Origin of the sequence: Pseudomonas veronii (genome assembly GCF_001439695.1) — a bacterium.
Lineage (GTDB): Bacteria > Pseudomonadota > Gammaproteobacteria > Pseudomonadales > Pseudomonadaceae > Aquipseudomonas > Aquipseudomonas veronii.
On sequence record NZ_JYLL01000010.1, the window covers coordinates 17,304 to 30,423 of the forward strand.

Annotated in this window: 2 protein-coding genes; one reads left to right on the top strand and one right to left on the bottom strand. The window is 64.2% G+C overall.

Annotation, left to right across the window (positions count from 1 at the left end):
* The first annotated feature begins 79 nt into the window (after nt 1-79).
* The gene (locus TU80_RS14740) at nt 80-2,467 is read left to right on the top strand and encodes a TonB-dependent siderophore receptor (RefSeq protein ID WP_057004778.1); all 2,388 of its coding nucleotides are present in this window, start codon (nt 80-82) and stop codon (nt 2,465-2,467) included.
* Between the two features lie 165 nt (nt 2,468-2,632).
* Here TU80_RS14740 and TU80_RS14745 read toward each other — a convergent pair whose 3' ends face one another.
* A complete protein-coding gene (locus TU80_RS14745; RefSeq protein WP_057004779.1) occupies nt 2,633-13,120 on the bottom strand; it encodes a non-ribosomal peptide synthetase in 10,488 nt (3,495 codons plus the stop codon).

Here is a 13,120-nt window from a genome sequence, read left to right on the forward strand (position 1 = left end):
ATTGCCCACTTAAAACATAGAAGAGAAAACACCCATGCCAGCACGACTCGGTCTCAGCCCACTGAGCAAAGCGCTATCCATGCGTCGGGCCCTGAACGTCAACCTCCTGCCGAACGCCCTGGCCCTGGCCATATCACTGCCGGTGGCCGGCTATGTGCAGGCACAAGAGATCGAGTTGGACATTCCCGCGCAGCCGCTGGGGAGCGCGCTGCAGGCCTTCGGTCATCAGGCCAACATGCAGGTGCTCTACAGCCCGACCGACGTGCAAGGCAAGAACAGCACCGCCGTCAAAGGCAAACTGGACCCGCAACAGGCGATCAATACCCTGCTGTCAGGAACGTCGACCACCCACAGCCTCAATGGCAATTCGCTGACCGTCACCGCCGCCGGTACCTCCGCCGGGCTGGAACTGAGCCCGACCCAGGTGACCGCCAACCAACTGGGCAACGTGACCGAAAACACCGGTTCCTATACCCCAGGCTACATCGCCACCTCGACCCGCCTGGTGCTGACGCCCAAGGAGACGCCGCAGTCGGTGACCGTCATCACCCGCCAGCACATGGACGACTTCGGCCTGAACAACGTTGACGACGTGATGCGCCACACGCCGGGCATCACCGTCTCGGCCTTCGATACCGAGCGCAGCAACTACTACGCCCGTGGTTTCTCCATCAACAACTTCCAGTACGACGGCATTCCGTCCACTGCGCGCAACGTGGCCTATTCGGCGGGTAACACCCTGAGCGACATGGCGATCTATGACCGGGTCGAAGTACTCAAGGGCGCCACCGGCCTGCTCACTGGCGCAGGCTCCCTGGGTGCGACCATCAACCTTGTGCGCAAAAAGCCCACCGCAGAGTTCCAGGGCCACGCCAGCGTGGGTGCCGGCTCCTGGGACAACTACCGCAGCGAACTGGATGTGAGCGGCCCGCTGACCGAAACCGGGAATGTCCGGGGTCGGGCGGTGGCGGCTTACCAGGACAAGCATTCCTTCATGGACCGCTATGAGCGCCAAAGCCCGGTCTACTACGGCATCATGGAATTCGACCTGTCCCCGGACACCATGCTGACCGTGGGTGGCGACTACCAGGACAGCCTGCCAAAAGGCTCGTCCTGGTCCGGCAGCTTCCCGCTGATCGACGCCCAGGGTAATCGCAACAACGTGAAGCGCTCGTTCAACAACGCCGCCGACTGGAGCAGTTGGGAGCAGTACACCCGCACCCTATTCGCCATAGTCGAGCACGACCTCGGCGATGGCTGGGTCACCAAGCTGCAACTGGACCACAAGATCAACGGCTACCACGCGAAGATGGGCTCGATCCAGGGCAGCACTCCCAACCTGGACGGCACTTCGCAGCTGACATCGGGCAAGTACACCGGCGAAACCGTCAGCGACTCCGCCGACCTATATGTGAGCGGCCCGTTCAGCCTGGGCGGCCGCGAGCATGAGCTGGTCCTCGGCGGCTCCATCAGTTCTTCCGAGTGGAACGGCAATGGCTACTGGAACCTCGCCCCCAACCTGGTGAACTTCTACAACTGGCACGGCAACGCGACCGAACCGGATTGGGGCACACCGCAGTCGAAGATCGACGACACCGTGCGCCAGACCGGCGCGTACATGACCACCCGCCTGAACCTCGCCGACGACCTCAAGCTGCTGCTCGGCGGCCGCGTGGTCGACTACACCGTCACCGGCAACAACCCGACCTACAAGGAAACCGGACGGTTCGTGCCGTATGCCGGTGTGGTCTACGACCTGAACGACACGTACTCGGTCTACGCCAGCTACACCGATATCTTCATGCCGCAGGAAAGCTACAACCGCGACCGCAACAACAAACTGGTCGAGCCGGATGAAGGCCAGAACTGGGAACTGGGCGTCAAGGCAGACTTCCTGGACGGTCGTGTAAACGCCAGCGCCGCCTACTTCGAGATCCACGAAACCAACCGTTCCGTGTCCGACGACGAATACAACAACCGCACGCCGACACCGTCGAACTACGCGTTCAAGGGCACCAAGGCCGTGACCAAGGGTTACGAAGTCGAAATGTCGGGCGAACTGGCACCGGGCTGGCAGCTCCAGGGTGGCTATACCCACAAGGTTGTGCGCGACGACAACGACATCAAGATCTCGACCTTCGAGCCGGAAGATCAGGTCAGCGTCTACACCTCGTACAAGTTCAAGGGCAACCTCGACAAGCTGACCGTCGGCGGCGGCGCTCGCTGGCAGAGTGTTGGCTGGCAGGACATCTACAACAGCCCGAAAGGCGGCTACGAGGAGTTTTCCCAGGAATCCTACTGGCTGGTGGACCTGATGACCCGCTACCAGTTCACCAAGAACGTGTCAGCAACGTTGAACGTCAACAACATCTTCGATAAGACCTACTACACCAACATCGGCTTCTATAACTCTGCCGCCTACGGCGAGCCACGCAACTTCATGCTCAGCACCCGCTGGGACTTCTAAGGCCTGCTCGTAGCCGCCCTGGCGGCTACTGAGGGCTCCAACCCTAACGCCCCGTGCATTCATTTGCCCGGGGCGTTTTTGCAGAGGCCGGTCGTTGAACCCCACCCCACGAAAAAGCCCCCGGTCACCATCAGTGGCCGGGGGCTTGTTCGTTCAGGCCCGGTGTTACGCCATCGCGTCGGCGAAGCTGCGCACGAACGCGGCGTTGTCGATCAACCGATCGTGACTGGTCTCGATCAGCACCGAACGTTCAATCCGGGACTGGCCGGCGACCTCCAGCATGCTCGCCTCAATCAACCGATGATGCACACCCGTGCGGCTCAAGGTCGCCCACCAGCAACTGATCGGCGCCTTGATCGCCTTGAAATCGGCATCATGCAGGCGCTGGCCCAGCATGCGGTCGACCTCCCACGAGATTTGCGCCTCATGGCCACTGAGCAACTCTTCCTTGAGTTCATGGAAGCGCTCACCCAGCACATCCCCGGCCCACTGGTTGAACCCGGCCCATTGCTCATCGTCGCCATCAACCGTGGCCTGCTGGCCCGACCACTTGGCATGGATCTGCGCCGTGAACTCAGGGAACATCGCGCCCAACAATTCCACGCGCCGGTCATTGGCGGATATTTCGCGCTCATCGACCATCACCGCCGTGTCCCAGAAGGGCTTGACCCACTGGGGTGGCGATGCGTCGATCCAGCCCACGCACTCCACTTCCCGCCCAGCCTGCTCCAGGCCATGGGCAACTTCCATCGCCAGGTTGCCGCCCAGGGACCAGCCCGCCAGACGGAAGGCCCCCTCCGGCTGCGCCGTCAACAATTGCGCGGTGTAGTCCTCGACCATCTCGTGCCAGGCCGGCACTTCACTGCCCTCCTCGGCCAACGCCCGGCAGATCACGCCCATTACCGGCCGCTGCTCGCGCAACGCCAGGGCAATGGCCTTGTAGCAATGCACCGAACCATAGCTGGGGTGAAACAGGTACAACGGTGTGCCACGGGTCTGGCTGTTCAACCTGACGATCAACGAGTTGCCGGCCTGACCATTAACACAGGCGACCTGCCCCGCAACCGTCGGGTTGAGCATCAGCTGACTCACCGAAAGCTCGACGCCGGTAGCCTTGCGGATACGCTCCTTGAGCATCAACACCAGCAACGAGTGCCCGCCCAGCTCGAAGAAGTTGTCCTCCACCCCCACCTGTTCAAGGCCCAGGACCTCGCGCCAGGCGAGCACAACGGTGTGCTCCAGCGGGTTGCTCGGCGCAACGAAGTGCCGCTGATGCACGCTGGCGTCCGGTGCCGGCAGGGCCTTGCGGTCTAACTTGCCGTTGGGGCTCAAGGGCATGCGGTCCAGCACGACCCATTGCGCAGGCACCATGTAGTCGGGCAAATGCGCCAGCAAGTGATGACTCAGGGCATCACGCCAGGCGGCGGCCGGGTCGTGCAACACCAGGTAGCCCACCAGATGCTTGCCATCCTGCACTTGCACCGACGCTTCACGCACCTGCGGATGCTCCAGCAGGCGCGCTTCGATTTCGCCCAGCTCGATCCGCAAACCACGCAACTTGACCTGATGATCCAGGCGTCCCAGGTATTCAATCACGCCATCCATGCGCTGACGGACCCGGTCCCCGGTACGATACAACCGCGCGCCAGGCTGGAACGGGCACGGCACAAAACGCTCGGCGGTCAGGCCGGGACGGCGATGGTAACTGCGCGCCAGCCCGACCCCGCCCAGGTACAACTCACCGGCAACACCCGCGGCAACCGGCTGCAACTGCGCATCCAGCACATGGGTGCGCAGGTTGGCGATCGGCTGGCCGATCGGCACGCTGTCGCGGTTTTCATCGACACACGTCCAATGGGTCACATCGATGGCCGCCTCGGTCGGGCCGTAGAGGTTGAACAGCCCGGCCTTGGGCAGTTTGGCGAACACCTGTTGCTGGGCGTCCACCGGCAGGGCTTCGCCGCTGCAAATGATGCGTTGCAGGCCCTGGCAACTGCCGGCCTGCGAGTCCTGGAGGAATGCCTGCAACATTGAGGGCACGAAGTGCAAAGTGGTGACCTGGTGTCGATTGATCAACGTCACCAGGCGCGACGGCTCTCGATGATCACCCGGAGCCGCCATGACCAACCGTGCGCCGCTCATCAACGGCCAGAAGAACTCCCAGACCGACACGTCAAAACTGAACGGCGTCTTTTGCAGCACCGTATCACTGGCATCCAGTGCATACGCTTGCTGCATCCACAGCAATCGGTTGGTCAATGCACAGTGGCGGTTACCGGCGCCCTTCGGCTGCCCGGTGGAACCGGAGGTGTAGATGACATAAGCGAGGTTTTCGGCCTCGACGGCGACCTCGGGATTGAAGGTGGCAAACCCTGCCAGCCAGCTGTCACCCTGCTCTACCACCAGGCACTGTACGCAGTCACCGATGGGCAACGACGCTACCAGATGCGCCTGCGTCAACAACAGTTGCACCCCACTGTCCCGCAGCATGTAGGCCAGGCGCTCGCGCGGGTATTCCGGGTCCAGCGGCACATAGGCGCCGCCAGCCTTGAGCACGGCCAGAAGCGCCACCACCATCTCCACCGAGCGCTCCATCGCCACGCCCACCAGCAGGTCTGGCCCGACACCGGCCTGTATCAGGCGGTGCGCCAGGCGGTTGGCACGAGCATTCAGCTGGGCGTAAGTGAGCACTTCGCAATCAAACAGCAATGCCTGGGCAGCCGGCGTGCGTTCGGCTTGCGCTTCGATCAACTGCTGCACGCTCTGCTGCAACGGGTAATCCTGCGCCGTGTCGTTCCACTGCTCGACCATCACCTGCTGCTCCAGACGCTCCAGCATCGGCAACTGGGTAACCCGCTGATTCGGATCGCCGAGCATGCCCTGCAACAGGTTCTGCCAATGGCGGGCCATGCGCTTGGGTGTCGCGGCGTCGAACAGATCGGTGGCGTAGGTCAGGGTCGCCCACAGCCCTTCGGCGGTCTCCTGGGTGTCCAGGCTCAAGTCGAACTGCGCGGTCTGCGTGCCCCACTCCAACCCTTCAACCCTCAGGTCGGCAAGCTGCTGGCCGCTGTTGGCCAGGCGCGCTTCGCTCTGGTGATTGAACATCACCTGGAACAACGGGTTATGGCTCAGGCTGCGCTCGGGTTGCAGCGCCTCGACCAATTGCTCGAAGGGCAGGTCCTGATGGCTCTGGGCATCCAGGGCCCGCCGCTTGGCCTGCTGCAACAATTGGGTGACGGTCAGTTGAGCATCGATATCGGCCTTGAGCACCTGGGTATTGACGAAGAACCCCACCAGCCGCTCGGTTTCGACCCGGCTGCGGTTGGCGATCGGCACACCGACGCGAATATCCTGCTGGCCGCTGTAACGGTGCAACAGGGTCTGCAACGACGCCAGCAGCACCATGAACAACGTGACCCCCTCACGCTGCGCCAGGGCCTTGAGCCCCTTCACCAGCGCCGGGTCCAGGACGACATCCAGGCTCGCTCCGCGATAGCTCTGCACCGAAGGTCGCGGCCGCTCGGCGGGCAGTTCCAGCACCGGCTGTTCACCGCCCAGCAGCGTTTGCCAGTAAGCCAATTGACGCTCGCGCTCGCCGCCCGCCATCCAGTCGCGCTGCCACTGCGCATAGTCGGCGTATTGAATCGGCAGCGCCGGCAATTGCAGGTCCTGGCCTTGGCTGTAGGCCGCGTACAGTTGCACCAGCTCGTCGACCATCACCTGCATCGACCAGCCATCGGAGACGATGTGATGCTGCACCAGCACCAGCACGTGTTCGTCGTCAGCCAGGCGCAGCAGGGTCACCCGCAGCAGCGGGCCTTGTTGCAGGTCAAACGGTCGCGCGATCTCGGCTTGCACCAGGCGCTGCACATCCGCTTCTTCGGCATCGGCATGCAGGATCTCCACGGCACCCGCATCCCGGATCATTTGCAGGGCGCGGCCTGCGTCCTGGTACACCTGGGTGCGCAGGCTTTCATGGCGCGCCACCAGCGTTTCGAAACTGCGTTGCAGCGCGGCCTGGTCCAGCCAGCCACGCAGGCGCAGGGTGCTGGGGATGTGGTACGCGGCGCTCTGGGGGTCCAGTTGCCAGAGGAACCACTGGCGCTCCTGGGCATAAGACAATGCCAACGGCTGCTGGCGGCTGACGGGCAGAATCGCTGGCGCACTGTCCGTCTCGGCTGCCGAACGCTGCAGCGTCTCGACAAAACCCTGCAACCGCGGGTGTTCAAACAGGGTTCTGAGGGGAACTTCCCGGCCCAGCAACTGGCGCAGACGGGAGATGACCTGCATCGCCAGCAACGAGTGCCCCCCAGATTCAAAGAAGTGGTCGGCCAGGCCAACCCGTTCCAGGCCCAGGATTTCACCCCAGATCGCCGCCACGTCCTGCTCCAGCTCGCTCTGTGGCGCCACATACACCTGCTGCATCTGGCTCACATCAGGACGCGGCAGGCCCTTGCGATCGAGCTTGCCATTGGGGGTGAGCGGCATGCGCTCCAGGAACATCAGGTGCGAGGGCACCATGTAGTCCGGCAGGCGGGTTTTCAGGGCGCGGCGCAGGTTTTCACGGCAGGTGGACTGGGCCAACGCATCGTCCATCAGCACCGGATCCAGTGGCACCACATAGGCCACCAACTGCTTACCGTTCGGGCCTTCCTGGGCCACCACCACGGTTTCGCCAACGCTGTCCTGCTCGCGCAGACGCGCTTCGATCTCGCCCAGTTCGATACGGAAACCGCGGATCTTCACCTGGTGGTCGACGCGGCCGAGGTAATCCACCACGCCATCCGGGCGGCCACGGGTCAGGTCGCCGCTGCGGTACACGCGGCTGCCGGGTTTGCCGAACGGGTCGGGGACGAAGCGTTCGGCGGTGAGTGCCGGACGCTCCAGATAACCACGTGCCACGCCCTCGCCGCCCAGGTACAGCTCGCCAGCGACGCCGATAGGTTGCAGGTTGAGTTGGGCGTCGAGGATGTAGCCGCTGCGGTTGCCCAACAGCGTGCCGATCGGTGCATACACGGCGCCGCACGGATCGCCGCGACGTGCCTTCCACAGCAACGGCGTAACCACGGTTTCGGTCGGGCCGTAGCCGTTGAACAGATAAGTGGGTTTCAGCGCACGCCAGGCCAGGTCGTAGCTCGCTTGCGCCACCGCGTCACCGCCAAAGCAATACACGCGCACCTTCGGCGGATTACCGTCGCGTTCGGCATGCTCGGCCAGTTGTTGCAGGTACACCGGTGGGAACACGGCCATGGTCACGTGGTGACGGTGCATTTGCGCGTAGGTGTATTCCGGCAGCCACAGGCTGTCATCGCGGATCAGCACGCTGGCGCCGTTGATCAGTGGGTGCATCCAGCCTTCGTGGGAGCCGTCGAAAGCGAAGGACATGAAGTGCAATTCGCAATCGGCCGGGCCGGTTTCGTAGCGTTCGCCGGTGGCGATGATATGCGCCACCAGCGGGCCATGGGCCACCGCCACGCCCTTGGGCATGCCGGTGGAGCCGGAGGTGTAGATCACGTAGGCGAGGTTGTCGCCGTCGAGATCAACCGACGGCGCAGTGTCGCTGAAGCCGCTCCAGGTTTCGGTGCGGTCGATGGCGAGCGTATCCAGGCCTTCGGCAATCGGCAGTTGCTGCTGCACGGCAGTATGGGTCAACAGCAGCTTGGCGCGGCTGTCCTGCATCATGTACAGCAGGCGATCACGCGGGTATTCGACGTCCAGCGGCACGTAAACGCCGCCAGCTTTCAGCACCGCAAGGAACGCCACCATGATCTCGGCACTGCGCGGCATGGCAATCGCCACGCGCACTTCCGGGCCGACGCCACGGGCGATCAACGCGTGGGCCAACTGGTTGGCCTGGCGGTCCAGCTCGCCGTAGGTCAGGGTTTGCGTGTCGAACTTGATCGCGATCGCCTGCGGGTTTTCCCGCGCACGCTCGGCCACCAATTCATGTACCAGGCGCTGGGCCGGGAAGCCGGCGTCGGATTGATTCCACAACTGCAGGATGTGCCGCTGTTCATCCCCGTCCAGCAGGTTCAACTGGCCGAGGGTCTGCTGCGGATCGGCGACCATCGCCTGCAACAGGTTCTGCCAATGCCGCGCCATACGTTGCACGGTCGACGCTTCGAACAGGTCCTGGGCATACCCCAATGTGGCCCAGATACCTTCGGTGGACTCTTGAATATCCAGGTCCAGATCGAAATGCGCGGTCCGGCTTTCCCACTCCAGCCCTTCTACCCGCAGCGTCGGCAATTGGTGCTGGACCTGGGCCTGGCCGACGTCGGTCTGGTGGTTGAACATCACTTGGAACAACGGGTTGTGGCTCAGGCTGCGCTCGGGTTGCAACGCCTCTACCAATTGTTCGAACGGCAAGTCCTGGTGGGCCTGCGCCTCCAGCGCCCGTTGCCGGGTCTGCTGCACCACTTGCGCGACGCTCATCTGCCCGTGAATGTCGGCCTTGAGCACCTGGGTGTTGACGAAGAAGCCGATCAGGCGTTCGGTTTCACTGCGGTTGCGGTTGGCGATCGGCACGCCGACGCGGATGTCTTCCTGGCCGCTGTAGCGGTGCAGCAAGGTCTGGAACGAAGCCAGCAACAGCATGAACAGGGTCACGCCCTGTTGCTGGGCCAGGGCCTTGAGGTCGTGGGCGAGCGCGGGCGCCAGTTCGATCGGCAGGCGTGCGCCACGGTGGCTTTGCACCGCCGGGCGCGGGTGGTCGAACGGCAGCTCCAGCACGCTCTGCTCACCGCCGAGCCGGTCGCGCCAGTAGCTCAGTTGGCGATCCTTCTCGCCCGCCTCCATCCAACGGCGCTGCCACACGGCGTAATCGGCGTACTGGAGCGGCAGCGCCGGCAATACCAGGGTCTGACCCTGGCTGTAAGCCGCGTAGTGCTGCACCAGTTCCTCGACCATCAGTTGCATCGACCAGCCATCGGAGACGATGTGATGCTGCACCAGCACCAGCACATGCTCATCGGCGGCCAGGCGCAGCAGGCAGACACGCAGCAACGGCCCTTGTTGCAGGTTGAAGGGCTGGGCGATCTCGGCTTCTACCCGGGCCTTCAGCGCAGCTTCATCGACATCGGCGCACGCGATGTGCAACGACACCTGCGGTTCAATCACTTGAACCGTGCGCTCGCGCTCCTGGCGCAGGGAGGTGCGCAGGCTTTCATGACGGGCCAGCAAGGCGTCGAAACTGCGCTGCAACGCCGCGCGGTCAAGCTGGCCTTTCAGGCGCAGCGCGCTGGGGATGTGGTACGCCGCACTGTGCGGCTCCAACTGCCAGAGAAACCACTGGCGCTCCTGGGCATACGACAGCGGCAACGGCTGGTCGCGCCCGGCCGGCAGCAGGGCCGGGGCTTTCGGGGCGGCGGGATCGGCGGTCGTCAAGGCAGCGACAAAGCCTGCCAGGCGCGGCTGCTCGAACAGCGTCTTGAGCGGGACTTCCAGGTCCAGGGCCTGGCGAATGCGCGAGACCACTTGCATGGCCAGCAGGGAATGCCCGCCCAGTTCAAAGAAATGATGGGCCAGGCCGACACGCTCGACGCCAAGGATATCGGCCCAGATCGCCGCGATCTGTTGCTGCAGCGGCGTGACCGGTGCCAACCATGCCTGCTGTGCCGAGCCGCCGATGGGTGTCGGCAGGGCCTGGCGGTCGAGCTTGCCGTTGGGGTTCAAGGGCATGCGCTCGAGGAAGATCAGGTGCGCCGGCACCATGTAATCGGGCAGTTGCTCGCGCAAGGTGGCCTTGAGCTGTTCGGCGGCGCTCACCTGCTGCGGCTCGGACAATGGCTGCGTCGCCACCAGATAGGCCACCAACTGATTGTCGGCGGCCAGCACGAAAGCCTCACGGACGTCATCCTGGGCCAGCAGCAGCGCCTCGATTTCACCCAGCTCGATACGGAACCCACGGATCTTCACCTGGTGATCGACGCGGCCGACGTATTCGATCACCCCGTCGGCGCGATAACGCGCCACGTCGCCGGTGCGATAAAGACGCTCGCCCAGGCGGCCGAACGGGTCGGCGACAAAGCGCTCGGCGGTCAGGCCCGGGCGTTGCAGGTAAGCACGCGCCAAGCCGCTGGCACTGGCGATGTAGAGTTCGCCCACGGCGCCGACCGGCAACAGGTTGAGGTCGCCGTCCAGCACATACAACGCCCGCCCCGGCAACGCGCGGCCAATCGGGCTGGCGCTGCCGCTGATCACCCCATCGTCGGCGCTGCAATCGAGCACGCTGGACACCACCGTGGCCTCGGTCGGCCCGTAGGTGTTGAGCAGCCGCACGTGCCCCAGCCCGGCCCGGCGCCACATCGCCGGGCCGTCCAGGGGCATGGCTTCGCCGCCGATATGCACCTGGCGCAAGGCCCCGTAAGACCGTGGGCCCGCCGCCAGGCAATCGTGCAGGAACAGTTTCCAGTAAGCCGTCGGCAAGTCGGCCAGGGTGATGCCATGATCGATGATCTGCCGGTACAGGTCGGCGCCGTCCCACAACTGCGGGCCGCGCAACACCACGGTGGCGCCCAGGGTCAGCGCCGGGTACAGCTGCTCGACGAAGCCGTCGAAGTTCAAGGTGGCGAACTGCAGCACCCGATCCTGTGGGACCAGGCGCGAATAGTCGGCCGCGATGTCGGCGAACTCACTCAGCGCCGCGTGGCTGATGGCAACGCCCTTGGGTTTGCCGGTGGAGCCCGAGGTGTAGATCACGTAGGCCAGGCTCTGCGGCTCGACGTCGAGCGCCGGAGCGTGTTCGGCATACGGCGCCAACGTCGCGTGGGCCAGGTCGATATCCAGGCAGGTCAACGACCCGGCCAGCGGCAGGCGCTCACGCAGGTGAGACTGAGTCAACACCAGGCGCACGCCACTGTCCTCGAGCATATGCACCAGGCGCTCGCGCGGATACTCAGGGTCAAGCGGCACGTAGGCACCGCCCGCCTTGAGCACCGCCAACAGGCTGACCACCATGGCAAAGGAACGCTCGACGGCGATACCGACCAGGCCGTCCGGGCCGATCCCCTGGTCGATCAGGTAGTGCGCCAGACGATTGGCCTGGCGGTTCAGTTCGCCATAGCTGAGCGTCTGGTCATCCAGGGCCAGCGCCTGGCGTTCAGGATGCTGGCGGGCCTGGGCCTCGAACCGGTGGTGTACGGCTTGTGCGACGGCGACGCTGGCCGGCGCGTTCCAATCCTGGAGCATCGTCTGCTGCTGCGCACGGTCGAGCATCGGCAGCGCGCTAAGACGGCTGCGCGGCGCACTCACCAGCGCCTGGAGCAGGTTTTGCCAATGTTGCGCAAAGCGCTCGATGGTCGCCGCCTCGAACAGGTCGGTGGCGTAGGTCAGCGCGGCCCACAGGCCTCCAGCGGATTCATGGGTGTCCAGGCTCAGGTCGAAATGGGTGGTCTGGTTGTCCCAGTCCAGTTCCGTCACGCGCAGGCCGGGCAGGTGCTGGCCGTCACCGCTGGCCTGGGTGTCGGTCTGGTGGTTGAACATCACCTGGAACAACGGGTTGTGGCTCAGGCTGCGTTCAGGCTGCAACGCCACCACCAACTGTTCGAACGGCAGGTCCTGGTGCGCCTGGGCTTCCAGGGAACGACGCTTGGTCTGCTGCAACAGTTCGGCAAACGTCATCTGCCCATCGAGGTCGGCCTTGAGCACCTGGGTGTTGACGAAAAAGCCAATCAGCCGCTCGGTTTCGACGCGGTTGCGGTTGGCATTCGGTACGCCGATGCGAATATCCGCTTGGCCGCTGTAGCGAAACAGCAGGGTCTGGAACGACGCCAGCAGGAGCATGAACGGCGTCACGCCTTCTTGCTGCGCGAGGCGCTTGAGGCCCGCCACCAGGTCCGCCGGCAGCTGCACCTGCAGGCTCGCGCCGCGATGGCTTTGCTGCGCGGGGCGCGGGTGATCGAGGGGCAATTCCAGCACGGGTTGCTCACCGCCCAGCAGGTCCTGCCAGTACGCCAACTGGCGGGCCCTCTCCCCGGCCTCCATCCAGTTGCGTTGCCACAGCGCGTAGTCGGCGTACTGGATCGGCAGGCCCGGCAGGCTAAGGTCCTGGCCCTGACTGTAGGCGGCATACAACTGCACCAGTTCCTGGACCATCACTTGCATCGACCAGCCATCGGAAACGATGTGGTGCTGCACCATCACCAGCACATGCTCATCTTCCGCCAGTTGCAACAGGGTCACGCGCAACAGCGGCCCTTGTTGCAGATCGAACGGGCGGGCGACCTCGGCTTCGACCCGCGCCATCAGTTGCGCCTCGTGAACAACCTCCTGCCGGATCTCGACACGCGCCTCGGGCTCGATGGTTTGCAACAGTTGCTCACCGTCCTGGATCAGCCGGGTGCGCAGGCTTTCGTGGCGCGCCAGCAGGCTGTCGAAGCTGCGCTGCAACGCCGCCAGGTCCAGGCGCCCCTGCAAGCGCAATGCGCCGGGGATGTGGTAGGTGGCGCTGTCCGGGTCCAACTGCCACAGGAACCACTGGCGCTCCTGGGCATAGGACAGCGGCAGGCGTTGGCCATCCTCGCGGATCGAAGCAATCGGCAGTTGGGCGAAGCTCATGCCACGGCTTTGCAGGCGCTGATAAAACTGCTGGCGCTGTTCCAGCGGCAGGCGAAGAAAGCGCGAAACCAGATCGATATTAGGGTTGGAACGCAT